Source organism: Armatimonas sp. (assembly GCF_043757465.1).
In the GTDB taxonomy this organism is placed as follows: domain Bacteria; phylum Armatimonadota; class Armatimonadia; order Armatimonadales; family Armatimonadaceae; genus Armatimonas.
This window is the reverse complement of sequence record NZ_JAYVPL010000166.1, coordinates 40,301-65,009: the sequence shown is the minus strand read 5'-3', so window position 1 is coordinate 65,009 and position 24,709 is coordinate 40,301. Positions and strand designations below refer to the sequence as shown.

Here is a 24,709-nt window from a genome sequence, read left to right as displayed (position 1 = left end):
TCGTTTACGAACCAGAACCAGAGATGGTTAATCCCGTTACAATGGGGCGTAACTGGAGGGCAATATGGTACGTTTAAGGGATATGGTTAAGGATAAAAAACGAATTGGCGTAGCTCTTTTAGTGGGGCTGGTGGCCTTTCTCATAACTGCTCTTGTGGTTCTGCAAAGTCTTCCACAGATTCTTACGGGGCGTACTTTTTATAACGGCTCCACTTGGATGGCAATGTATCGGGTGAACCAACGCATTCAGGAGTATGAGAAAGATCATGGAAAACTCCCGGCATCCTTGGCCGATCTTCCTTTGACTAAAGACGAAAATCTCGATAGTTGGAAGCGACCATTGCTCTATGAACGCCATGAAGGAAAAGCGATTCTGACAACGCTTGGGAGAGATGGAAAACTTGGTGGGGAAGGGGTAGATGAAGACTACACATCAGAGACGAAGCATCCGCCTAGACCGACGGTTGCTCAGATTCTACAGGGATTTGGGCACTCTTGGACGGATGACTATCTTCGGACATGTCTTGCGATCTGTGCGCTCAATGGTGCGTTCTGGTTTCTCTCTCTGATTCTCTCCACGGAGGAGAAATCACCAAAACAGAGAGAACCAATTGGGCGTGTACTGAACTATGGTGGGCTTATGGCAATTTTTGCGTTGACCGTCTTTGGGGCAGTCGTGATGGCCGCACTCGACGTTCCGACGGGGCACTGAGCATGTTTGCTCGTCCTTTCGGCTATCTGCGCGACCCTTTGTTTTTGGTATGCTTGGTGCTGTATTTCTTGAATCGCTTTGTGGGGCGGCCACTGACACACGGAGGATTTCTTCACGAGCACTTCAATGATCTTATCTGTGTCCCGTTCTGGTTGCCGATCTTGCTCTGGCTCTCACGCAAAGTAGGGCTGCGTAAGACCGATGCACCACCACTATGGATTGAGGTTCTCGTGCCAACAGCAGGGTGGAGTATTATCTTCGAGCTCCTGCTTCCTTGGCTTTCTCCCCGATTTGTCGGTGATCCGTGGGACATGACTTGGTATCTGGTTGGTGGTATGGGAGCCTATCATTTCTGGCAACGCCTTTACTCACTCACAGGTCGGAAAGCTCTTGTCTTTGGCAAGCCGAACTCCGCACGTAGGGCGGCATTGGACTTATCGTAGTCCGGGAAGGCGGCGTCGGTGATGTGCGCGGTCTGCGCCGTGTAATCGTCGGTGTCTAGCTCCCAGTTTCCCGTCTCAATGTCAATCGCGACAAATTTTCCCGCATCGTGGACGGCAAGCTGAGCGCGAATCTCACGCTCCTAGATCGCTGTGCCGCGCTGGGAAAACTCGGTGGGAGAGTAGCATGGTGGGAGAGTAGGCATCAGGAACCTATCTTATCAGAGTGGGGTAAAATAAAATCACGATGCAAAACACACGACGCGACTTTCTGCGCGAGCTGGGCCTCAGTGCCGCCGCGCTTCCGTTTCTGGCGAATCTGCCGTCGCTGGCGCACGCGCAGACGTTGGGCAAGCGCAAGCAGCGCCTTGTCGTGCTGTTCTCGCCCGACGGCATTGTCCCTAATACTTTTTGGCCCGATGAAGTAGGGGAGAATTTCACTCTCAAGGAGAGCCTGACGCCGCTGGAGCCGTTTAAGAAAAACACGCTGATCTTAAACGGAGTCTGTGATCGGGTGCGCGGCGATGGCGACAGCCACATGCGCGGCATCGGGTGTCTGCTCACGGGCGTCGAGCTGTTTCCCGGCAATGTCCAGGGCGGTTCGGACACTCCGGCGGGCTGGTCGAGTGGCATCTCGATAGACCAAGAGATCAAGAACTTCTTGCAGGCTAGCCCCGCTACCCGCACCCGCTTCGGCTCGCTAGAGATGGGTGTCATGGTGCCCGAGCGCGCCGACACCTGGACCCGCATGAGCTACGCGGGGGCCAACAAGCCGATCTCGCCGATTGACGATCCCTACCAGATGTTTGCCAAACTCTACGGACGCCTCAAAGACCAGCAGAGCCTCAAGAGTGTGCTCGATGATCTCAAGGCCGACCTCGAAACGCTCCGTAAGAGTGTCTCCGCGCAAGACCGGCAGATCTTAGAGGAGCATACGGCGCTGGTGCGCGATCTGGAAAAAGAACTGCAAGCCGCCAGCAAAGTGGATGTGGGGCACCCTGTTCCGCCACTAGAGCCCGGTGTGCGTCGCGACAACGACGCCATGCCGCAGCTCAGCAAGCTGCAAATTGACTTGTTGGTGCGTAGCTTCTCCGCAGATTTCGCCCGCGTTGCCACGTTCCAGTACACCAACTCCGTCGGGCAGGCACGCATGCGCTGGCTCGGGATTCAAGAAGGCCAGCACGATCTCTCCCACGAGCCCGACACCAATAAAGACGCGCAAGAGAAGCTCACAAAGATTAATAAGTGGTACTGTGAGCAGCTCGCCTACCTTGCCAAGCGCCTCGCCGAGACGCCTGAGCCGGGTGGTACGGGGAGCCTGCTCGACAACACGCTGATTGTCTGGACCAACGAGCTAGGCAAAGGCAACTCGCACACTCTGGACAATATCCCCTTTGTGTGTGTGGGCAACATGCCCGGCCTCACGATGGGGCGCTCGTATAAATTCACTCGTGTTCCGCACAACCGCCTGCTCCTGTCGCTCGCGCACGGATTCGATCATAAAATCACCAAGTTCGGCAACCCGGACTTCTGCGGCGAGGGGCCGTTAAATCTTAGCTAGGATCTTTAGCAAGCTTGTTATGCCTGGCGATAGAGAAGTATCTCAGACGAAAGGAGGCGTAATAACTTGAACTATTCGTTCACGTCCGCCTCCGGGGTCGGACGCAACTAACCTGCTTTAGTCGAGTGGGTTGGGAGCAAAAAACTCCGGATAGAGAGCCACCAGAAACCTAGTGTTTCCGGTGGCTCTCGCTATTTCTTGTCCTGCTTGAATTTCAGCGCGTTTAACATCGGCCTTGCTTTCCCTTAAGGCAGCGGTTTGCCAAAGACAAAATGAACGGAGTTGAGGAACTCGTCGGCTTTGTCTTTCTCAAAGCTCTTGGAAGCGTAGACGTAGGCATAGAGTGCATCGCCCAGAACAAAAACACGCCCACGGACACCTCCCACCTTAGCTATACTCTCCCACTCAATGCCTTCGGCTGGCCCCATCCGAAAGCGCCGCTCACGAGTCTTCTTCAGCCCAATTACCTTGATCAGCTCATCGCGTACCTGCTCTAGCTGCTTGTCCGCGAGAGCCTCGTTGCGCTTGTTCGCGGGAGGCAGCCTCACCACTCCATTCCAGAGCGTGTCCCCACGGCTCAGCTCAAAAGCTATATCGTATTTGTGAGATTTCGAGCGATCTATATCGAGCCGAGGTGTCGTGAAGAAGCCACCGTTTTTACTGTCCAGATCGGAGTCTGAGGAAATGTGAGTAGCATCGCTGCGCCCGGTGGGAAGCGCGCCATCCACGAGGAAAGTGAGCGAATCGAGAAACGCGTCACACTCCGGCGGAAAATCTGCCTTATCGCCCAGAAAAACCAGTAGGATGATCGTGCCCAGTGCCTGTACCACACGCCCCTTCTGCCGACTACCTTCGGGGAGCTTGCCCTCAAATTCGTAGCCGGGACAGGAACCAAACGCAATGGGGTGAGAGGAGTCTACGTATTTCAGTGGCACAAAAAGCTCTTTCAGCTCCTTGAGCGTGTTATGCGCTGTTGGCCCGACGCCTTTTTCCTTTTTCGGTCCGATGATCGCGGCAGCGTAGCTCCCCTCGGGCCGGGTCAGCTTGTAGAGATGCGAGACGGAGTTCCGTGAGTTATCCTCAACGACCATAGGTTGGGCAGGGAAGGTAACAGCACATCCAGAGGTGGTGTCTTGAATAACAATTCCTTGTTGGTATCGGCGAAACATCATTCTAATTCCTTACTTTCCGCCCGGAGTCTGGTTCAAGGAACTGACGCGGGCTTTTTCTATCTCGGAAACGTTGGAGAGATCGGGTTTGATCTTAGGGACGGCTTTGTTCAGTGCACTGGCTTTCTGGTAGTCCGCCAAGGCCAGCAGCTTCTTGCCTGCAAGCCGCAAGGCACGTGCCCGTCCAATCAAATAGTCACTGTTTGCAGGCTCAAGTGCGATGGCTTTCCCGTAGTCGGCCAGCGAGCCCTCAAAGTCTTTCAGCTCGACCAAGAGATCCGCAGCGTGGGCAAAAGTCGCCGCAGTGGGATGGTCTATCAGAAGCGTCCGCCAGTCTTTGAGGGCACTGCGCCAGTCTTTTTGCGTCTCGTAGGCTTGAGCGCGCGCGGTGAGATACTCCGAGTCCCGTGAGTTCTCGTCCAGCGCCTTCGTGAAATCAGCGATTGCCTCGACTTTGCTTACTCTGAGCTTCCCACGCTCAAAGTAGGCATCCGCATTGCGAATGAAATCGGAGGGATCGGCGGCAGCTAGTGCAATCGCCTTGTCAAGATCACGCACAATTTGCGCAGTGGCACTTGCCTTGTCAAGATGCTTATCCTGAATCAGTTCGAGCCGTAGCATGGCACGAGCGTAGTAGGCGTACGTCATCTCAGGATCGGCTGCCACGGCCTTATCGAAGAAAGTGAGTGCCGCGTCCTTGTTCGCCGGATGTTTCCCTGGAATGTCCACGAGCTCCGCTTTAGCACGCCACCACCAAGCATTTGCGTCACTCGGATCCAGTGCCGTGATTTTATCTAAATTCTTGATGGCCTTAGCTAAATCGTCAGGCGAGGTTTTCGAATCTGCGACGATAAGCACGTCTCGGGCGAACTTTTGGAGAGCTTCAGGATCGCTCTCCTCTCTCGTTTCCTTTATCTTCGCCAGAACCGTTTGGGCGCGTTTGTCGCCGGGTTGAAACTTTAGCGCCAGCTCACAGTCTAGTTGAGCTTCATCAAGCAGCGCGGGGCGGGAGAGCCGGTAGGCGTTGGCACGGTTTACCAGAACGTCACTAAGTGTCTCCGGGCTAGCTTCCGTGGTGTGAAAAATGCAGAAGGCTGTCGTCCAGTCCGCGATGGCTTTGTCGTAGTTTTTGAGATCGTAGTGCGCATCGCCCCGATAGAGCCAGCTCCCCACCGCCGTCGGACATTTCTCAATAACCCGCGTGTAGGGCGCGATGGCATCGGCGTAGCGCTTTTCCTTCAGCGCCTTCGCTCCTAGTGCCTCATCCGCGCTCGTATCGGCGTTTACATCAATGCTCGTGTGTTTTCGAGCGTTCTGCTTCGCCTCCGCCTGGGAAAAAGTACGCTTGATACTCTTATCCCGCTTCTGTGCCTCGCCGAGATAGTACACCGCTTTATCGTAGTCGCCCACCGCGTAAAATGCCTCGGCACGTGCTTTCCAGGCATTGGCGTGTGTGTCGTCAATATTGCAGGCCATGGTGGATTCAATCACGGCACGAATGGGATCGCCTTGCAGGATATAGCAAAGGCAGCGATGCGTCACCTGTATCGCATGCTCGCGCGCCGTGCCCTTTTTCAGAAGAACCAGAGCCTCCGCACGGGTGCTGTCTGCAATGGACTCTGTGAAGTGATTTCGGTTGAGGCGTGCAATCGCCCGGTTCGTAAAGTAGGGAAACCACTGGGAATCAATGGCAATGAGCTTTGTATTGAGCCGCTCCAGCTCCTCCCAGCGCTCCGCTTTCAGTGCGGCCATGGCTAGATTATTGAGTTCGTCTTCGGACTGAGCATGGGCAGGCGTGCTAATAAAAACAGGGGATCCAACCGTGAGCGCAGCAGTGATAGGGAAAACAAAAGAGAATCGGTTCATTGAGGCGTAGTTCCTTTCTTTTGCTGAGCAATCGCCCGATTTTTCTGGGCATCCTCGAAGCCCGGCCTGATTTCCAGTGTCTTGTCATAGTCCACGATGGCGGCACCGTAGTCGCCTTTCCTTAAGCTGGCATTACCACGCTTGAAGTAGTTTTCTGCCGTGGTGCCGTCGAGATCGACAGCGGTGTTGTAGTCATTCCACGCCTCGTTGAAGCGCATTAGGGAAAAGTGCAGATCGCCTCGGTTGCGCACATAGAAAGCGCGCAGGGGCTGAAGGGCGACGGCACGATTGAAGTCGGCGAGGGCTTTTTCAACGTTCCTCTGGCTCACGTACATCATCCCACGAAGATTAAAGGCTTGAGGGAAGTCTTTTTCGAGGGCAATGGCTTTTGTCGCATCTGCAATCGCAAGGTCGAGTTTTCCTTGCTCATAGTAGACCTGCGCTCGGTCGAAGTAGTTATCTTTATCGAGAACGCCCAGCTTCTTATCACTCTCGAACTCCGCAAGAACCTGCTCTGCCGTGCGCGTGTCACCCCCTCGAATCCGGCTCAGGCGCGCCTGTAGCTTTTCTTTTTGGCGCTGGTGCTGCGCGGTGATCCGTTTCGAGCTCTGAGCGAAGACAGGTGCGCTGATCATTAGCGCAGCGACGACCGGAAAAACGAACCCCTTGGTATTCATAACTTTCCTCTTGTCTTATAGAATAGAGAAAGATCGTTACGGCAGCGTTACAGGTCACTCAAATTCTGACGTAAGTCGAAACCCGGTCTCATCGTCTACCGTCGTGCGCCCAAAACAGTAGGGGGAAAGCGTCACCAGGTGCACAGGATGCTCACTTTCCCACCCGCTCTTCTCGCTGCTCGTCGGGAACTGCCCACCAGAGTGTGGCGAGGCTACACACCGGCGATATTGCGGCGCAGCAGGTCGGTTTCGTCGCAGGGGCGCTTGGGTTCGTAGCCGTCGAGGGGCAGGAGATGGGTGTGGATGGCGTCGAGGAAGTCCACCGGGAAGGGGAAGAAGGCATCTTCCACCTCGTCGGGCGGGGTAATCCAGTTGCGCGCTCCAATGACCATAGGCGGGGCGTCCAGATACGAAAACGCTGCGCGCCCAATATGCGAGGCCATCGTGTGCAAAAAGCTCCCGCGCTCGCAGGCGTCGGAGGCGAGGAGAATCTTGCCGGTTTTCTTGACGGAGGCGATCACCGGCTCGTAGTTAAACGGCACGAGCGAGCGGGCATCAATGACCTCCGCCGAGATGCCCCACTTTTCCTCTAGGACGGTTGCCGCCTCTAGTGCACGGTAGAGGGTCGCGCCAATTGTCAGGATGGTGATGTCCTTGCCTGGCTTTTTCACCTCAGGCTCACCTATCGGGATGGTGTAGGTCTCCAGGGGAACGCCTGCTAGGCCATTGAAGCGCTCGGGCATGTTGTAGAGGCGCTGACTCTCGAAGAATACCACGGGGTCCGTGCCGGTGAGGGCGGACTGCATCAGACCCTTGGCGTCGTAGGGGGTGGACGGAAAGACCACTTTCAGGCCGGGAATGTGCGCGACGAGGCTTGTCCAGTCCTGCGAGTGCTGCGCCCCGTACTTACTTCCCACGGAAACTCTGAGCACGACGGGCATCTTGAGCATTCCCCCGGACATCGCCTGCCACTTGGCGAGCTGGTTGAAGATCTCATCGCCCGCGCGGCCCATGAAGTCGCAGTACATTAGCTCCACCAGTGCCCGTCCGCCTTCGAGCGCGTAGCCCACAGCGGTGCCCACAATCGCGGCCTCCGAGATGGGGGAGTTGAAAAGTCTGTGGTAGGGAAGCGCTTCGGTCAGGCCACGGTAGACGCCAAACGCGCCGCCCCAGTCGCGGTTCTCTTCCCCATACGCAACTAATGTTGGGTCGGCGTAGAAGCGATCAAAGACCGACTCAAAGATCGCGTCTTTCAAGCCGACACAGCGCGCGTCCGAGAGATAGCTGCCGTCCTCGGCGATTCCCGTGCGGCTCTTGCTGGCGAGCTGCTTGGTGCGCGGGTTGTCGGCTTTTGCGAGAAGCGTCTCCGGAGCGCGGTTTGAGTCGAGGTTCTCGACGTTCTCATTGGAGTACATCGTGCTCTCTAACAAGTTACCGACGGCAAAGAGGTTGGCACGTGGCGAGAGATCCAGGTCAATGGCTTTTTTGTAGGCACGGAACAAAATGCTATCCAGATGCGCGTACTCGGCCTCGAAGTCCTGGCGCAAGGCGACACCTGCTGTAATCAGATCCTCACGGAACGTCACCAGTGGATCCACGCGCTGCCAGGCTTCGACCTCGGATTTCTCGCGGTAGCTGGACTGATCCGAGGGAGAGTGGCCGCTAAACCGGTAGGTGACGGTATCCAGAAGCACCGGCCCTTCGCCCGCTTCGATCAGCGCTTTTTTGCGTGCAATGGCATCAATCACCGCAAGGGGGTTGTAGCCATCCACGCGCTCCGCGTTCATCTGATCCGCGTTCAGTCCGGCTCCGAGGCGTGCTAGGACGCCAAAGCCGCCGGTCTCGCCCACGGGCTGGCCGCCCATCCCGTAGAAGTTATTGACAAAGTTAAAGATAATTGGCAGGCCGCCGCGTACGTGCTCGGGCCAGAGGGTCTTGAACTGGTCCATGGTCGCAAAACAGAGCGCCTCCCAGACAGGGCCGCAGTTGGCGCTTGCATCACCGATATTGGCAATCACGATGCCTTTTTTCTGGTTCACCCGCTTGTAGAGCGCCGCGCCCGTGGCAATATCCGCGGATCCCCCGACAATGGCGTTGTTGGGGAAGACACCAAAGGGGGTAAAGAAGGCATGCATGGAGCCGCCCATGCCTTTGTTAAAGCCCGTTTCACGCCCGAAGATCTCCGCGAGGGTGCCGTAGAGCAAGAAGTCAATCGCGAGGCTCTGAACCGTGTCCGCCGCGGCGTCTTTTTCCACAACTCGCAGTACGGAACCATGGTCATAGCTGCGCATGATCTCCAGAAGTGTCTCGTCGTCGAGCTTATCAATGGCGGAGAGGCTCTTGGCGAGAATTTCCCCATGACTTCTGTGGGAGCCGTAGAGATGGTCGTTGGTGTCGAGAAGATAGGCCTGTCCTACCGCGGTCGCTTCCTGACCAATTGAGAGGTGCGCGGGGCCGCGATGGTCGTAGACGAGGCCACCGAACTGACGCTGTGTCTTGACTTCCTGCAGCAGGCTCTCAAAGACTCGGATAACAGCCATATCTCGGTGGATACGGCGCAGGTCGGAGTCGGAGTAGCGCCCCCGCTCTTCGGTGAGGGACTTCTGGTACTGATTGACGGGAATGGGATCGAAGGTGACTTGCCCCGGTTTTCGAACATCTTCCGGGACAATGGAGATAGACTTTGGCATAGCGCCCCTATTGTACCGTGAGCAGGGTTTTAGAGGTGCTGGGCCTCGGTGCGGGAATGGTGGGGAGCGAGATCAGCCGGGGATAGAGCACTTGCCGGGCTTTCTCCTCTTTCGTCTCGATCCGATCCGCGATCTCGTCGGCCTCACGTGAAGGCAGACCGGCGCTCTTGAGCTGTGTGCGGCTAATTTGTAGGTCTTCCAGAATCGGCTTGCGGATCTTGGACAGATACATCTTGGGGCCGTAGATCCCCGACGCCTCTATCTCCGCACCGCGTTTTTCCCACTCGGGTATCAGGGCGTGTGCGGGCATGGCGAAGTTATCGAAGACATACTTCAGGTCCACAATCGTGCCCTCGGGATCGAGTGCGAGGTAGGTCTTGACACCTTTGCGGAAGAAGTTATAGTGTGCGCTCTCGTCGGCGGAGACCCAGCGCAGGGTTTTATCGAGACAGGGGTCGCCCTCGCCCGTCTGGTGAACCAGGCGGCGCAGGTTGATGTAGTTCAGACCCGTGGCGAGCTCCTGGATCATGGTGTAGCAGATCATCTGGCGTGGTGTCTCGAACGGCAGGTTCCACTCGGCCCCCAGCAGCGAGCGCTCGAAATCCTTCATCTCGTCCTCGGTGCGCTTGCCCGAGGCGATCAGCCAGCGCTCCAGTGCCATCGAGTGCTTGCTCTCTTCGTAGCCCCAGTTGGCCTGGAAGAGCGCCCGGCCCCGCGAGCGGCGAATCAGTGCCATGATCTTGCTGGTGTAGTCCGGCAAGAACGACTCCACGGCGCAGAACGACTCCAAAATCGAGACCACCAGCTCTGAGGCGTTGCCTTGTGCCTCGGCCCAGGGAATGTCGTCCACGACACTCCAGCGACGTTTTTCCTCGGCATTCTGGAAGTAGCGTAGGTACTGCTCGTAGAAAGCCTCCTCAATTTGGCACTGGATACTGGTGCTCTTCTGAGGCGTTAGAGGCTCGTCGGGCCAGTGGGTACGTCCGTTGGCGCAGAGATCAGCTATTGTCTCATCGTCGTTTTGTCCACCGTTTGGCAGCTCGTCATTCTGGTCATTTTTCATGGTCGTTACCAGCATATCGTATCTCTGACAGGGGGCAAGAGCATGGGACCAAAGTCCCTATTTGGGGTCTGCGGTACAATACAAGCCATGCGAAGGATCGGTATCGTGGCGTGTGTGGCGATTGTTGCCCCGGCCCAGGCACAGACCTACCAGGCATCGTTGAACTACGCGGTGGCGGCTGACCAGACTGTTGCCTCCCCAGCGGATGGGAAGGCGGCGGCGATGGAGGGCTGGCAGCAACCTCTTGCCGCCTGGGCGGGCCTGGAAAACCCCGTGGCCGGGCAGGCATCCCGAAGCGACTCTGTCGTCTGGGTGACACGGGGGGCGGCGTATCTCGGGCTGGCAGTTACCAATCCTAGCCCCACGGAAAATGCGATGGTGGAGGTGAAACTCAAGCTCAAGCGTGGTGCGTGGCGGCTGGAGTTCGCGGCGGGCAGCGAGAACGAGAGTACCCGTGCCTGGAAAGCGGGCGGTGTGTTTTTTGCCCAGCCGGGCACTGTCTCAAAGACTATCTTTGTTCGTGCGGGGGAGACGCTCTTTGTCCGCGCTGTGGAGACTCTGGCGGAGGCTGATGCTGCGTGTCGAGCCGCGCAGCAGGCACTGCCCGGGAAGCTTATTAGCACACGTGCAAAGATTGGCGAGGCTCAGGAGTTCTGTGGGCGTGCCAAGCCGGACCGGGTGATCGAGCGGGTGCACGAGGCACTCTCGGATATCGAGGGAGTGGCTGGCCTGCCCGTTGCACGGCTGCGGACGGCGCTCTCCGAGGTCAGTGCTGCTGTCTTAAATCTTCGCGTGCAGGCTCGTGTACAGGCCGTGGGGACAAAGCTGCTGTTAGTCAATGGAGAGAGCCGGGCATTGGCAGGAGGACGATTCTTCCTGGGGACGGCGGCGAAGCCCTTTGGGAAGACCTTGCCCAAGGCCGTGGCCTCAGCGGATTTCCCCGGGAGCGGATTGGGGCTCGTCCAGTATAAAGTCGGTGGCGGGACGGCAACCCTCTCCGCACGCGTCGGACCTGGCACCGAGCTGCCACTCATACTCTCACAGGCCACGGCGGCTCCCGGGAAGGTGGCGGTTGCAGTTGCCACACCGCCGACTCCTAAACCCACCCCTAAACCCAGCGCCTCGCGCACAGTAAACCCGATTACTCCTATGACCAAAGTGATTTATCCGACCTCCCGAACGGTAGACGTGACCGATACCTACCATGGCACGAGCGTGGCCGACCCCTACCGCTGGCTGGAAGATGCCAACAGTGATGAGACGGCGGCCTGGGTGAGCGCGCAGAACGAGGCGACGGGGGCGTTGTTAAAAGCTCTCCCTGCCCGCGAGGTGCTCCAGAAACGCCTGACGGAGCTGTGGAACTACGAGCGCTACGGTCTGCCGAGCCGCCACGGGAGTCGCTACTTCTTCAGCCGCAATGATGGTCTTCAGAACCAGGCGGTGCAGTATGTCGCGGACGATCTGGAGGCGGAGCCGCGTATCTTGATTGACCCCAACACCCTCTCTGAGGATGGCACGGTGGCGCTGGGAGGGATGAGCATCTCCGAGGACGGTGGCCTGGTTGCCTACTCAATTGCACGCTCCGGCTCGGACTGGCAGGAGTGGCATGTCCGCGATGTGGCCACAGGAAAAGACCTCTCCGACAAGATCGAGTGGGGCAAGTTCAGCGGCGCCTCGTGGCGCAAGGACGGTTCTGGATTTTACTACAGCCGCTACGCCGCCCCCGAAGCGAGCACCGCACTTCAGGGAGCCAACTACAACCACAAGCTCTACTACCACGCGCTGGGAACGCCCCAGAGCGCCGACACTCTGGTCTACGAGCGTCCGGACCACCCGGACTGGAACCTCGGAGGAAGCGTTAGCGAGGATGGTAAGTGGCTCGTGATCTATGCCAGCAAGGGCACCGAGCGGCGCAACTCTCTGTTTCTCAAGGACTTAACCCGGCCTGATGCCCCTGTTCGCGATTTTTTGACCGCCGGGGATGCGTCTTATAGCGTAGTGGGCAACGACGGCTCAGTGTTCTATGTGATTACCGACAAAGAGGCACCGCTTAAGAAACTCATTGCCGTAGACAGCCGCACCCCGGGCGCAGCCGCGTGGCGCCCCATACTCCCCGAGAGCCGCGACACACTTCAGTCGGCAAGCATCTTTGGCGATAAGCTGATTGTCAGCTACCTTAAAGATGCACGCTCACAGGTTCGGCTTCATAGCCTTGCTACGGGAGAGCTGCTGCGTGAGGTGGCTCTGCCAGGAATCGGAACCGCGAGTGGCTTTGATGGCAAGCGAGAAGACACGGAGACGTTTTTTGCCTTCTCCAGCTACACCAGCCCGACCACTCTCTACCGCTACGATATCGAGGAGGGAGTGAGCACTGTCTTCCGATCTCCCAAAGTCGCCTTCGACCCGCGCCAGTTTGAGACAAAGCAAGTTTTTGCCACCAGTAAAGATGGCACCAAAGTACCGATGTTCCTCACCTACAAAAAGGGGCTAGAGCTCACGGGCAACAACCCGGTCTATCTCTATGCCTACGGGGGCTTCAATATCTCGCTGACACCGGGTTTTGCGCTGAGTATGGTGCCATGGCTGGAGCAAGGGGGAGTCTACGCCGTGGCGAACCTTCGCGGTGGCGGCGAGTATGGCAAGGACTGGTACGAGGCGGGGACGAAGCTGCGTAAGCAAAATGTCTTCGATGACTTTATCGGCTGCGCGGAGTGGCTGATCGCGCAGAAGTACACGCGCCCGGGGAAGCTCGCGATTGCGGGCGGTAGCAACGGTGGTCTCTTAGTGGGAGCGTGCATGACCCAGCGCCCGGAGCTTTTTGCCGTGGCACTGCCCGCCGTGGGCGTCTTAGACATGCTGCGCTTCGATCAGTTCACGATTGGCTGGGCCTGGAAGAGCGACTACGGTGACCCAGCTAACAAGGCGGACTTCAAGGCGCTGCTGGCCTACTCGCCGTACCACAATCTCAAGCCCGGCACGCGCTACCCGGCGACACTGATCACGACATCGGATCATGATGATAGAGTGGTGCCCGCGCACTCTTTCAAGTTCGCGGCACGGCTCCAGGCCGCGCAAGACCCGAGCGGCCCGCCCACGCTCATTCGGATCGAGACCAAGGCGGGGCATGGCGCGGGGAAACCCACTGCAAAGATCATTGAGGAGCAAGCTGATGTCTTTGCCTTCGTGATGCGTGCCCTGGGAATGTAAGTCGTCTCCCCGGGTGGGCTTATCGGGCTACGGGTTATCCACGCCGTGAGTGCGAGTTTTGATGGCGTAGAGCCCTTTGCTGGCGGTGATAAATAGGGTTTTTCGATCGCGGCCTCCGAAGCAGACATTGGCGCTCCAGCCCTCGGGGACGGGGATGTTCTCGATAAGCTGGCCGTTTTTATCCACCACGGTGACGCCTTTGCCCGTGAGGTAGAGATTGCCCTCGTTATCGAGCGTCATGCCATCGGAGCCGAGTGCGTAGTGAAGCTTCTTGCCCGAGAGGGAGCCGTCTTTCTCGATCTTGTAGGAGTAGGTCTTATTGTCTCCGATATCGGCCACGTAGAGTGTCTTGCCGTCGGGCGTTCCCACAATACCGTTGGGCTTTTTGAGATCCGTGGCCACAGCCTTGAGTGTCTTGAAGTCCGCGCTGACAAAGTAGACATACTCCCCAGCGGGCTGACGGGCAGGGTCGCGCTTCCAGTAGGGGCGGACATAGAGTGGGTCTGTGAAGTAGTAGCCGCCCTTTTTCGGGTGCACCCAGACATCGTTGGGGCCATTGAGCAGCTTGCCGTCGGGATCGCTCTTGACAACAACTGTCACTTTCTTGTCCATCCCAATCTTCCAGAGCTGGTTGTTCTCATCGGCACAGCTCCAGAGGCTCCCGGCCTTGTCAAAAAACATCCCGTTCGAGCGCCCGGCGGGCTGCATAAAAGTAGAAAGCTTTCCGTCAAGGCTCCAGAGCATAATCCGATCATTGGGCTGATCGGTGAAATAGACATTGCCTTTCGCATCAGCGGCGGGGCCTTCGGTAAACGAAAACTCTCCGGCGAGTTTCTCAAGCGCCGCGCCCGGGGCAATCACAGAGGGAGTAGAATTGGTGTTCATGCGCACAGTGTACCCGCCTTGACAAGTGTTAAAACAAATGTTATAACTTTTGCTATGAAACTAAAAATTGTTAGTGTCGGAAACTCGGCAGGAGTGATCTTGCCAAAAGATGTTTTGGATCACCTGAAGCTGGAAAAAGGCGATACGCTCTATTTGCGAGAGACTCAGAATGGCTATGAAGTCTCCCCCTACGACCCGGATTTCGATGAATATATGGAGGCGGCTCGTATTATCATGCGTGAGAACAGGGACGCTCTGCACCGTCTGGCAGGTCATGATGACTGAGCCAAGATGGGTTTCTTTGCGCTGGGTAGTGGCAGTTCATGACGAACAGCTTGCAGAGCATGGGGGTGGGACGGGAATGCGTGATCAAGGGCTTCTAGAGTCGGCACTAGCTCGTCCACAGCATCTCTGGAGCTATGGTGAGCCTGCACCCGATTTAGCGGCACTAGCAGCAGCATATGCCTATGGGACCGCTAAAAATCATGCCTTTGTTGATGGTAATAAACGTACGGCTCTTGTAGTATCCTTCGGTTTCCTCTGGGTGAATGGTTATCGCGTGACGACACCACAGAGTGAAAACGCAGTTGTCTTTGAGCAGCTTGCGGCAGGGGAGCGGGACGAAGAGGAACTGGCAAGCTGGTTCAGGAACCACTCGGAGCCGAGGCAGAGATGAGACTACTACCGATTCAATACGAAGACACCGTTCGGGCGGCGCTGATCGAGGACATTGGTGCGGGGGATGTGACGACGCTTCTTTCCGTGCCCGCCCAGAACACAGCAAGTGGCGTTTTTCTCGTGAAGGCGGAGGGGGTGATCTGTGGTTTAGAGATCGCGGCCTGTGCATTTAAGCTGGTAGACCCCACGGTGATTTTCACCCCATTGGTCGCTGATGGCACCCGAGTGCAGTACGGCGATATCGTTGCAACTATCTCGGGCCCGGCGCAGAGCTTGCTCACGGGGGAGCGGGTGGCGCTGAACTTTTCGCAGCGGCTCTCTGGAACGGCGAGCTTGACCCAGAAATTCGTGGATATCGTGGCCGGGACGAAAGCGCGGATCGTGGACACGCGTAAAACCACACCCGGCCTGCGAACGCTAGAGAAATATGCCGTGCGCTGTGGCGGCGGGCACAACCACCGCTACGGTCTGGGTGATGGTGTGCTGATTAAAGACAACCATCTGGCGGCGGGTGGTGGAGTTACTGCGTGTGTGGCACGTGCGCGGGAGCATGCCCCGCATCCTCTGCGAATCGAAGTCGAGTGCAAGAATCTAGCGCAAGTGGACGAGGCAATTGCTGCGGGCGCGGATATTTTGCTGCTTGATAACATGAGTAATGAAATGCTGCGCGAGGCCGTGGCGAAGATCGCGGGGCGAGCGCTTGCCGAGGCATCGGGGGGCGTGAGCCTTGCCACGGTGCGTGGGATCGCGGAGACGGGCGTGGACATTATCTCCGTCGGGGCGCTCACGCACTCCGCGGCGGCGCTGGATATCTCCCTGGACTTTACCGAGTGAGGTTTGGGGAGCCGCTGATCGCTCTGGAGAGCTGTGTTTCCACACAAGACAGCGCCCGGGAGTTCCTGACGCAGCCCGGCGCAGTTGTTACGGCACGGAGCATGACGGTGGGGCGGGGGCGGCTCGGGCGGCGCTGGACAGCACCTGTCGGTGCAAATGTCGCGTTTACAGCAGTCGGGGAGCCTGTTGCCCCGGAGCAGCTCTGGGAGCTGGCACCCCTGGTGGGATTGGCCGTCGTGGAGGCCGTACGTCGCTTCGGATTCGACGTGAGAATACGCTTTCCCAATGATATTTTCCTGAATCACCGCAAGCTCGGCGGAGTGCTGATCGAGGCGCAGAACAACACGCCCCTCATCGGAGTGGGGGTGAATGTACTCCCCCGCGTCTGGCCGCAAGAATTGGAAGGAATCGCTATTGCGCTGGAGACCGGCCCGAACGTCCAAGTGCTGCAAGAGGCGATCTGGGAGCGCCTCACCGAGCGCTGGAGGGCGTGGCGGCAAGAGGGATTGTACACGGCTCTTCCAGACTGGCACGCGCTTCTTGACACCGAGGCCCGGCGGATTTTTGTGCTCGATAGTCAGCCCATGCTCTGCAAAGTGGCTCTGCTTAGCGCCTCGGGCCATGTCACATTGGAGCTCCCAAACGGCTCGCTCCATACGATTCTAGCCTCCGAGGTAATCTTCGGTGAGGACTGAGCTGATCGTCACCACCAGCCATAAGCCCGATGCCGCGCTTCGGGCGCGGGCGGAGCACTTTGCAAGAGAGCTTGGCTGCGAGGTGGCAGGACGGCACGCCGAGGGAATGCCCGTGGTCTTTGGGCGCTACCCGGACGCGCAGAAAGCGCTGGTTGTCCAGAGTGGGCGCTTGCTGTTGGTAAACCGTGCCGGAAACGAAGTCTTCTTCCACCCTAATTTAGGTGCGATGCGCCTGCGTAATGTGCTGCGGGGCCAGCCCGATTATCTCCTCGAAGCCATGCAGCTTGTGCCCGGGGAGTCGGTGCTTGACTGCACGCTGGGCTACGCGGGCGAGGCGACGCTCTGTGCCCATGTGGTGGGCGACACCGGCGAGGTACACGGAATCGAGGGCAGCCAGGAGCTAGGGGTTGTGGTGCGTGAGGGCTTGAAAGTGTTTGAGACCGATAAAGCGGCGCTGAACGAGGCGATGCGCCGGGTGCAAGTGATCCATCTGGGCCATCATCTGGAGTTTCTGAAAACCTGCCCGGACAAGCGCTACGATGTGGTCTACTTCGATCCGTTCTTTGATGTGGCGGTGGATACCGAGGAGACACTCGTGCCGCTGAAGGCTTTTGGCGACCATAGCCCGCTCACAACCGAGGCACTCACCCACGCCCGGCGTATCGCACGGCGGCGCGTGGTGGTGAAGGCGGCGCGCTGGTCTGCGCAACTGTCGGACTTTGGGATCACGGAGCTGGTAGGGGCAAAGGCTCGCCGCGTGGTCTACGGGATCCTCTCTGTGCAAGATTCGGAAAAATCTGCACCAGAAGAGTGAGAATGCTGTCTTAAGAAAGCGTGAGATACACTGCCCCCTTCCTCTGCCTGCTCTTTTCGGGTTGTGTGCCGCGTCAGCCGCCCACCGTCATCTCCACCCCGCGCCCGCAGCCATCGTCCACTCCGTTTCCCGTTTCCGGGGAACTCTCTGGGGCAAAGACCGTTCTCTCGGATGGAAAGGGGAACCGTCTGCTGGAGCTCACGGGCCTGCGTGCCTCCGTGGCTCCGGGAGCCACGGAGGCAACCCTGGAAGGGACACGTGCTGTCCTCTATAAATTGGGGAAGCCCGTCTTGATCATCACTGCGAAAAACGTTCGTGTGGAGGCTGGTGCCTCTAAACTAACCGCTCAGGGCAGTGTCTCCGCACAGACACCCGATGCGCGGGTCGTGCGCTGCGATAGCCTAACCTGGTTTCCCGGGGGAAGCCTCACGAAAGCGATCGGGAAGCTGGAGGGGGTCGGGAATGTTGCCTTTCTCGCTGGTTCAAACTTCGCACTCTACGGCTCCCGATTCACAGCGGATACACTGTTACAGACACTTAAGATCTTGCCATGAAAAAACGTACTCTTGCCTTGCTGCTTCTCACTCTGCCTTTGCTTCTCACTCTGCCGCTGGCGGTTGCCGCCCAGAAAACCACGGATACTTCTGCGAAAGCGAATATCTCGCGCATTGGCGAGTTTATACTCGATTGGAAAGAGGGGGTCATTGAGATTGTCGGCCCCACCCCGAGCGGGAAACTTACCGCGACTCTGACAGGCGGCACTTCTCCCGTTTCGCTGGTTGCGCGGGAGAATGGCGGTGAGGTTCTCAAAAAGACAAGTCTGAAATCACGACGTCGGGAGCTCAGTGGGCAAAAAATTGTTGTCGGAGCCGTTAACGTAGGAGTCAAGGGCAAGAAGCCCTTGGTGACAGGGGCGACCCTGGCTCGCAATGTGACTATTATTGTGGAGCAGATCAGCCTGGCGGATGAAAAGACCAGCATTAAGGTGCGTTGCGATAATGCAAGCTACAAGGCGGGGGCCAAGCTAGGCACGGGGCGAATTGACTTCTCCGGCAATGCCCGCATCTGGTACTACGGCGGTCTGGAGCTAGAGACGACGATGCAGAGTGGGTGGATTGATCTGGGCGATCCCGATGATGCCGAAAACAAGCCCCCCACGCTGAACCTCAGTGGAGGCAGCACAACCGGGACACCGGGTAAGGGCAAGGGATGAGCGCCGTGACACGTCGGATTGAGGTGACAGAGCTTACTAAGGTCTACCGAAAGCGCCGTGTGGTGGACGGGGTCTCGCTAAATTTTGAGCAAGGTGAGATTGTCGGGCTACTCGGCCCAAACGGCGCGGGTAAGTCCACGACATTTTATATGATTGTCGGGCTGATCCGGCCCGATACGGGCAAAGTGATACTGGATGGAAAAGACGTGACGAAGATGCCGATGTACCAGCGGGCCCGTCACGGGATCGGCTATCTGGCGCAGGAGGCCAGTGTTTTTCGCAAGCTCACGGTGCGTGAGAACGTGATGCTGGTGCTGGAGATGACCGGCTTCCCTCGCAAGGACCGCAAGGCGCGTGCGGAGCAGCTCATGGAGGATCTTAAAGTGACTCACCGTGCCACGGCGCGTGGTGCCGAGCTCTCAGGCGGTGAGCGGCGGCGCGTCGAGATCGCTCGGGCCCTGGCCGCGAACCCGTCGTTTTTGCTGCTCGATGAGCCCTTCGCCGGAATTGATCCGAAGGCTATTGAAGACATTCAGGAGATGGTTCAGCAGCTAAAAACACACGGCTACGGTGTCCTTATCACCGACCACAACGCTGCCGCTACTCTGAACCTCACGGATCGGACGTACGTGATCGTGGATGGCAAAGTGGTCTTTGAGGGCACGCGCGATGCCGTGGCGGAGAACGAGGATGTTCGCCGGTTCTACCTCGGGGAGAACTTCAAGCTGTGACTCGCACAGATCGAGTCGTGCTAATGGAGATTGTTGGGCCGTTCTTCGGCTCGGTGATGCTCTTTACGAGCTTGTTTCTGGCCGCCGGGGAGCTACAGAAGCTGGCAGAGTTCTCGCAAAAAGGTGTCTCGCCGACCTACTTGGCGATCATGGTGCTCTTCACTTTGCCCTATGTCCTGGCCTACACCATTCCCATGGCGATGCTGCTCGCAACCCTGATGGGCTTTGGGCGGCTCTCGGGCGACTCGGAGATTGTGGCGCTCTTTGCCTCTGGGACGAGTTTTCCGCGCATCATGGCTCCAGTGATTGTCTTCGCGTTGGCGGTCGCCCTGCCCATTATCGCCGTCAACCAGAGCCTGATCCCCGCCGCGAACCAGAAGCGTGAGCAGATGGCGCGGGAGATTCGCCAGCGTGGCTCCACCGCTGCGACGACAACCGATGCCTTTACGCTGGTGGTGAAAGTGAGCGACGATCAGCAGTATGTGGTTCATGCGGCAGGAGGGGTGCGCTTCGGCGCAGGGGGGACGGCCTCTCTGGATCGGGTCGGCATTCTTATTTATGACGAAGGCTTACCCACGGCGGCTGTGGGAGCGCGGCGGGCGGACTGGAAGATAGGGACACGCTCGTGGGTACTGACCGAGGATAAGAAAGGCGAGCTGTGGATTGCGGATAAGAGCACACTTCAGGTAATGACGAGCGACAGTGTCAAGCTGCGCGAGGTGGAACTGGGCGCTCCTAAGGACCTGGAGAGCCTGGAGGGCCGGGTCACGGAGCTCTCGACGGAACTGCTCGCACAGCGGGCACGCCTGCGCCACGCGGAAGGGGACCATGCGGTGGCGCGTGAGGCAGAGATCGAAGCACAGGGGCGTGTCTCGTTTCCGCTAGCGGCGCTCGTCTTTGCCATGGTCGGGGCACCGCTAGGAGTCCAGCGAACCCGCTCGGGCAAGGGGCTTGGTTTTGGTCTCTCGGTGCTGGTGACTTTTGTTTATTGGACGACGGTGCAGATCTTCCAGGCGATCGGTAAAGGCGGGGGGCTTCCTGCGCTGGCAGCCTGTCAGATTCCCAATGGGGTAGGAATCGGGCTGGGAATCTGGCTGATCTGGCGGGTTGCGCAGAAGGGCGCGGTAAACTAGAAATATCGTGAACACGACACTGCTCTTTTTTGCTCTCCTGGTACCAGTCTCAGGCTTTATTGCCTGGGCAGGGGACAAGATCGGCCACGTGATCGGTAAACGTCGCCACTCCCTTTTCGGGCTGCGACCCCGGCATACCGCAACACTCATCACCATTCTCTCCGGGGTCGGCATCACCGCTGCCTCTTTTGGGGCGATGTTTTTCTCATCGGAGAGCTTTCGCGATGTGGTGCAGCGTGGCAGCCAGCTCCGTCGTGAGAACGAGCAGCTCAGTGAGCAGATTCGCCAGAGTGGCCAGCGTGTTCGTCTGCTGCAGAGCGATGCCACACAGGCCGATCAGGAGCGCCAGAAAGCTGAGAAGGCACGCGATGAGGCGGCCCAGCGGCGCACCGAAACGGAAGGGAAGTTCGTCACCGCCACGAAGACACTTGCTCAGGCCGAGGCTGCCCTCACCGCTGAGAAAGGCCACCTGGGGCGAACACAGGGCTCACTCGAAGCGGCGCAGCGGCAGGTGACTCTGGCACGCAATGCAATGACAGAAGCCCGGCTCCGTCGTGAGCGCGCAGAAGCGGCGGCAAAGCTCGTCGAAGGTCGGCTGGCAGCGGCGCGGGGAGAAGCCAAGAGAGCCCAGACCCTCGCCGAGCGTGCGACAAGTGATTTCAATCTGGTGGTGCAGGAACAAAAACGGCGACTTGAGGGGCAAAAAGGTGAGCTGGACAAGCTCAGTGGGCGAGTGGCCGAGCAGACACAGCGGCTGAGTGAGCAGCAGCGGACACTGGATATCCAGGTTGGACAGGCCGCGCTTCAAAAACAAGAAGTGGCGCGTCTGGCAGCAGAACTAGAGCAATTGGAGAAGCAGCGCAAGGAGCTGGAGAAGCGTCGTGACGAAGCACAGGAGTCCATCAATGACGTGTTCAAAGTCACGGTCGCTCTTCGCAATGGGCAGATTAGCTACCGGGTGGGCGAGGAAGTGGTTCGTCTTTCCGTGGCGACCGGAAATGAGTGGAAGGTTCACAATATTTTAGAGGGCTTGCTGACCACCGCTTCCCGTCAGGCGGAGCGTCGTGGCGCACGAACCGCACCCGGCGCGATCCGCTCGGTATGGATTCCAGATCGCCGTATCGCCGATGATAGTGGCAAGCTCCAGACCATGGACGAGGTTTCCGCGATCCATACCGCCGCCCTAAATATCAGCAAGTCCAAAGAGGAAGTGGTGGTGGTAGTGACGGCGCTGGGCAATGCCGTGGTGGGGGAGCCGGTGCCCGTGGACATCCGCACCTGGCGCAACCCGCTGATCCTGACCGCCGGGCAGTCGCTTGGAGAGCTCACTCTGGATGGGAACAGGCCTGGGGCGGAGATTGCAGATCGGCTCTATAACTTCCTGCGCGGCGAAGTGCGTAAGAAACTCCTCGACGCGGGGACGATTCCCATTGGGGAGCTGGGCCAGCAGAGTGTGGGGGAGACCAGCATGGACACCTTGCTCAAGGCGCTCGACTCCGTGCGGGCGATCCATGCCCGTGCTCGGGTGACGGTTCGTGCCGCCAAAGACCTGCGCGCCGCCGATCCCGTGGCGCTTGAGTTTGAGGTCAAGCCCATGGAACCTCCGATTGTCACGATTCCTCCGGGCCTCCGGTGAGCAAGATAAAGATAAGAGTGCTGGCAATAGACCCAGGAAGTGCCAAGTGCGGTGTGGCCGTGGTCGAGCCAGGCCGAACGCTTCATCAGGAAATCACTCTCACCGACAAGCTTCTTACCCGCGTTTCTGAACTCCGCATCCAGTTTTCTCCTACTCATATTGTGCTTGGCGATGGAACCCAGAGCAAGCCTATTGCCGCCCTCCTCCCCGACGCCGTTCTGATCCCCGAAGCCTACACCAGCCAGCGCGCCCGCGAGCGCCTGCGCAAAAATCGCCCCTGGTGGCAGCGCTTTCTCCCGCTCCCGCAGCCCTACGACGATCTCGTGGCCGTGATCCTCGCCGAAGACTGGCTGGAGGCAAACGCTGGCTGAGGGGCGGTAGGGGTACAATGGCGGCTATGACACTTGAAGAGATTGTTGGTGGCTCTAAGTCAGGCTATTCGCTGGAGACGTTTCCTGAGTCGGCGTTGCTTTCGGTGCGGATGCGGCAGACGGAGAAAGGGGGGAAGGACTACCTGAACTGTCTGGTGCGCAAGAAGGAGGTGCAGGCAAAGCCCGAGGAGGTGATCCGGCAGCTCTGGTTGCAGTTATTGCTGACGGACTACGGCTACTCTGCGTCACGGATTACGGTGGAGTATCCGATTACGTTTGGGCGGGACTCGTCCAAGCGAGCCGATATTGTGATCTTTGACAAAGACCGTCCGACCGTGCCGTATATCATTATCGAAGTAAAGCAGCCCACGGCGCGGGGTGGGAAAGATCAGCTCAAGTCCTACGGTCATGCAACGGGCGCACCGCTGGCGCTCTGGAGCAACGGACTGCAAACGGTGTCGTGGCACCGGAAGAACCCGAACTACTTTGTGGAGATTCCTGATCTGCCGACGGCAACCCAGACCATTGATGATGTGGCGGGCCAGCCTTGGACAATGGATGATCTTGTCAAGTTTGAGCAGCAGCGGGAGAGAGAGGGCGATAGCGCCCGGTCGCTGAAGCAGTTGATTCTGGACATGGAGGACGAGGTTCTCGCCAATGCGGGCGTGGACGTGTTTGAGGAAGTGTTCAAGCTGGTGTTTACGAAGCTCTACGATGAGATGTCGTGCCACCGGAAGAAATATAAGCATCTGCGGTTTCGCAATGTCAATACGGCGGCGCAGGTGAAGGAGTCGGTGCAGAAGCTTTTTGATGATGCCAAGCAGGAGTGGGAGGGGGTCTTTCTCAAGGATGAGCGGATTCGTCTAACGCCGGATCACTTGCAGGTGTGCGTGGGGTCGCTGGAGGAGTACAAGCTCTTTAATAGCAACCTGGACATCGTGGATGAGGCGTTTGAGTACTTGGTCAATAAGTCCAGCAAGGGAGAAAAGGGGCAGTATTTCACGCCGCGCTGGGTGATTGATATGTGCGTCAAGATGCTTAACCCGCAGGAAGAAGAGACGCTGATTGACACGGCCTGCGGCTCGGCGGGCTTTACCGTGCACGGCATTTTCCATGTGTGGCAGGACATTCTCAAGGATGAGGGGCTGGCGCAGTCGCATTTGTTCACGATGGACGACAAGCCGTACCGGTGTATCAACTATGTGCGCGAGAAAGTCTTTGCGATTGACTTTGACGAAAAAAGCGTGCGGGTGGCGCGGTGTTTGAACCTAATCGCCGGGGACGGGCAGACCAATGTGTTGCACCTGAATACTCTGGACTATACGCACTGGGATGAGGCCGTCAAGGAGCAGGAGTGGCAGGATACCTATGGGATTGGTTGGAAAAAGCTTCGCAAACTGATGGCAGGCAAGGCGGGGGACTACCGCAACTTTCAGTTCGATGTGCTGATGGCAAATCCGCCGTTCGCGGGGGACATCAAGCAGAGTGATATGCTCTCGCCCTACGAGCTGGGGCATAAAGAGAACGGGAAGGCGGAGTCGGCGGTCGGGCGGGACTTGCTCTTTATCGAGCGGAACCTGGACTTTCTGAAACCGGGCGGGCGTATGGCGGTTGTCTTGCCGCAGGGGCGCTTTAACAATGCCACGGACAAGCGGGTGCGGGAGTATATCGCTCAGCACTGCCGGATTCTGGGGGTGGTGGGGCTGCATCCCAATACCTTCAAGCCGCATACGGGAACCAAGACCAGTGTGCTGTTGGTGCAGAAGTGGAACGACGATCCCAAGGCGGATAACTACTGCCCGAAGGTGGACGACTACAATATCTTCTTTGCCACGCAGCGGCTCGCGTCGAAGGACAACTCTGGGGATAAGATTCTGACCTACCAGAAGCGGGTGCGCTGGTCAGACCACACCGACCCTGCCAATGTGATTGTGGATGATCTGGGTTATCCGGCGTTCGTGGCAAAGTACGGCGACCCGGTTGAGGTTTCGGAGTACGTCGTCACTTCCCCGGAGGGAGTCGAGAAAGTCTGCTCGCTGGCGTGGATCAACGCGGAGTACGGCTCGCTGGCACAGCTAAAAGCGCTGGAGTTCTACAAAGTCGAGCCGCGCAAGACCGCGCTTCTGTACCAGCGTCCCGCCCGCGACAACCACGGCCACTGGGTCTGGCAGCACGATTTGTTCTCTACAGAGCTTACCGACGGCGAGCACACGCCGGAGGGAATCGCGGAGGCGTTTATTGAGTTCGCCAAGAAGGAAAGTCTAAGTTTTTTCTAGGAAGCCCCTTTGATAGCGCCAAATATGAGGCGCTTTTAGAGGGGCTAGAAGTTGCCAT

22 protein-coding genes are annotated in these 24,709 nt (G+C 58.1%); 16 read left to right on the top strand and 6 right to left on the bottom strand.

Annotation, left to right across the window (positions count from 1 at the left end; translation table 11 throughout):
- Positions 1-82: 82 nt before the first annotated feature.
- From ACH2ED_RS23975 to ACH2ED_RS23965, 3 genes are all read left to right on the top strand, one after another.
- On the top strand, positions 83-712 hold the full coding sequence (locus tag ACH2ED_RS23975; protein ID WP_395095278.1) for a hypothetical protein: 630 nt from the start codon (positions 83-85) through the stop codon (positions 710-712).
- A gap of 2 nt (positions 713-714) precedes the next feature.
- Positions 715-1,155 carry a hypothetical protein gene (locus ACH2ED_RS23970; protein ID WP_395095277.1) on the top strand — a complete coding sequence of 147 codons (441 nt, stop codon included), beginning with the start codon at positions 715-717 and terminating at the stop codon, positions 1,153-1,155.
- Between the two features lie 244 nt (positions 1,156-1,399).
- The gene (locus ACH2ED_RS23965; protein ID WP_395095276.1) at positions 1,400-2,713 is read left to right on the top strand and encodes a DUF1552 domain-containing protein; all 1,314 of its coding nucleotides are present in this window, start codon (positions 1,400-1,402) and stop codon (positions 2,711-2,713) included.
- A 245-nt stretch (positions 2,714-2,958) separates the two neighbouring features.
- On the opposite strand, the gene ACH2ED_RS23960 is transcribed toward ACH2ED_RS23965, so the two are convergent.
- The 5 genes from ACH2ED_RS23960 to ACH2ED_RS23940 all read right to left on the bottom strand — a co-directional run bounded on the left by ACH2ED_RS23960 (position 2,959) and on the right by ACH2ED_RS23940 (position 10,178).
- The gene (locus ACH2ED_RS23960; protein ID WP_395095275.1) at positions 2,959-3,885 is read right to left on the bottom strand and encodes a hypothetical protein; all 927 of its coding nucleotides are present in this window, start codon (positions 3,883-3,885) and stop codon (positions 2,959-2,961) included.
- A gap of 9 nt (positions 3,886-3,894) precedes the next feature.
- Entirely contained in the window at positions 3,895-5,748 is a 1,854-nt protein-coding gene (locus ACH2ED_RS23955) for a tetratricopeptide repeat protein (protein WP_395095274.1), read from the bottom strand.
- Positions 5,745-6,425, bottom strand: a complete 681-nt coding sequence (locus tag ACH2ED_RS23950) for a tetratricopeptide repeat protein (RefSeq protein ID WP_395095273.1) — start codon at positions 6,423-6,425, stop codon at positions 5,745-5,747. Before ACH2ED_RS23950 ends, ACH2ED_RS23955 begins: the two co-directional genes overlap by 4 nt.
- Before the next feature lie 212 nt (positions 6,426-6,637).
- A complete protein-coding gene (locus tag ACH2ED_RS23945; protein WP_395095272.1) occupies positions 6,638-9,115 on the bottom strand; it encodes a thiamine pyrophosphate-dependent enzyme in 2,478 nt (825 codons plus the stop codon).
- A gap of 7 nt (positions 9,116-9,122) precedes the next feature.
- Positions 9,123-10,178, bottom strand: a complete 1,056-nt coding sequence (locus ACH2ED_RS23940; RefSeq protein ID WP_395095271.1) for an acyl-ACP desaturase — start codon at positions 10,176-10,178, stop codon at positions 9,123-9,125.
- A 1,149-nt stretch (positions 10,179-11,327) separates the two neighbouring features.
- On the opposite strand from ACH2ED_RS23940, the gene ACH2ED_RS23935 reads away from it, so the two are divergent.
- Positions 11,328-13,385, top strand: coding sequence for a prolyl oligopeptidase family protein (locus ACH2ED_RS23935; protein ID WP_395095305.1), 2,058 nt, complete (start codon positions 11,328-11,330; stop codon positions 13,383-13,385).
- 27 nt (positions 13,386-13,412) lie between these two features.
- Here ACH2ED_RS23935 and ACH2ED_RS23930 read toward each other — a convergent pair whose 3' ends face one another.
- Positions 13,413-14,270, bottom strand: coding sequence for an SMP-30/gluconolactonase/LRE family protein (locus ACH2ED_RS23930; protein ID WP_395095270.1), 858 nt, complete (start codon positions 14,268-14,270; stop codon positions 13,413-13,415).
- Between the two features lie 54 nt (positions 14,271-14,324).
- Here ACH2ED_RS23930 and ACH2ED_RS23925 point away from each other — a divergent pair, with 54 nt between their 5' ends.
- The 12 genes from ACH2ED_RS23925 to ACH2ED_RS23870 are packed head-to-tail and all read left to right on the top strand — an operon-like array spanning position 14,325 to position 24,651.
- The gene (locus ACH2ED_RS23925) at positions 14,325-14,555 is read left to right on the top strand and encodes an AbrB/MazE/SpoVT family DNA-binding domain-containing protein (protein ID WP_395095269.1); all 231 of its coding nucleotides are present in this window, start codon (positions 14,325-14,327) and stop codon (positions 14,553-14,555) included.
- A complete protein-coding gene (locus ACH2ED_RS23920; protein WP_395095304.1) occupies positions 14,548-14,946 on the top strand; it encodes a type II toxin-antitoxin system death-on-curing family toxin in 399 nt (132 codons plus the stop codon). The genes ACH2ED_RS23925 and ACH2ED_RS23920 overlap by 8 nt, the downstream gene beginning before the upstream one ends.
- On the top strand, positions 14,943-15,782 hold the full coding sequence (gene nadC / locus ACH2ED_RS23915; RefSeq protein ID WP_395095268.1) for a carboxylating nicotinate-nucleotide diphosphorylase: 840 nt from the start codon (positions 14,943-14,945) through the stop codon (positions 15,780-15,782). Before ACH2ED_RS23920 ends, nadC begins: the two co-directional genes overlap by 4 nt.
- Positions 15,779-16,477: a biotin--[acetyl-CoA-carboxylase] ligase gene (locus ACH2ED_RS23910; protein WP_395095267.1), complete on the top strand. Its 699-nt coding sequence runs from the start codon at positions 15,779-15,781 to the stop codon at positions 16,475-16,477. The genes nadC and ACH2ED_RS23910 overlap by 4 nt, the downstream gene beginning before the upstream one ends.
- Complete coding sequence (locus tag ACH2ED_RS23905) at positions 16,467-17,291, top strand: class I SAM-dependent methyltransferase (protein WP_395095266.1); 825 nt, start codon at positions 16,467-16,469, stop codon at positions 17,289-17,291. Before ACH2ED_RS23910 ends, ACH2ED_RS23905 begins: the two co-directional genes overlap by 11 nt.
- Before the next feature lie 20 nt (positions 17,292-17,311).
- Entirely contained in the window at positions 17,312-17,845 is a 534-nt protein-coding gene (locus tag ACH2ED_RS23900; RefSeq protein WP_395095265.1) for a hypothetical protein, read from the top strand.
- Complete coding sequence (locus ACH2ED_RS23895) at positions 17,842-18,504, top strand: hypothetical protein (protein WP_395095264.1); 663 nt, start codon at positions 17,842-17,844, stop codon at positions 18,502-18,504. Before ACH2ED_RS23900 ends, ACH2ED_RS23895 begins: the two co-directional genes overlap by 4 nt.
- Positions 18,501-19,235 carry an LPS export ABC transporter ATP-binding protein gene (lptB, locus tag ACH2ED_RS23890; protein WP_395095263.1) on the top strand — a complete coding sequence of 245 codons (735 nt, stop codon included), beginning with the start codon at positions 18,501-18,503 and terminating at the stop codon, positions 19,233-19,235. Before ACH2ED_RS23895 ends, lptB begins: the two co-directional genes overlap by 4 nt.
- Positions 19,232-20,368: an LptF/LptG family permease gene (locus ACH2ED_RS23885; protein WP_395095262.1), complete on the top strand. Its 1,137-nt coding sequence runs from the start codon at positions 19,232-19,234 to the stop codon at positions 20,366-20,368. Before lptB ends, ACH2ED_RS23885 begins: the two co-directional genes overlap by 4 nt.
- Positions 20,369-20,375: 7 nt before the next feature.
- Positions 20,376-22,004 carry a DUF3084 domain-containing protein gene (locus ACH2ED_RS23880; protein WP_395095261.1) on the top strand — a complete coding sequence of 543 codons (1,629 nt, stop codon included), beginning with the start codon at positions 20,376-20,378 and terminating at the stop codon, positions 22,002-22,004.
- Positions 22,005-22,021: 17 nt separating this feature from the next.
- The gene (locus ACH2ED_RS23875) at positions 22,022-22,375 is read left to right on the top strand and encodes a pre-16S rRNA-processing nuclease YqgF (protein WP_395095260.1); all 354 of its coding nucleotides are present in this window, start codon (positions 22,022-22,024) and stop codon (positions 22,373-22,375) included.
- Positions 22,376-22,401: 26 nt separating this feature from the next.
- A complete protein-coding gene (locus ACH2ED_RS23870; protein WP_395095259.1) occupies positions 22,402-24,651 on the top strand; it encodes an N-6 DNA methylase in 2,250 nt (749 codons plus the stop codon).
- The last annotated feature ends 58 nt before the right edge of the window (positions 24,652-24,709 follow it).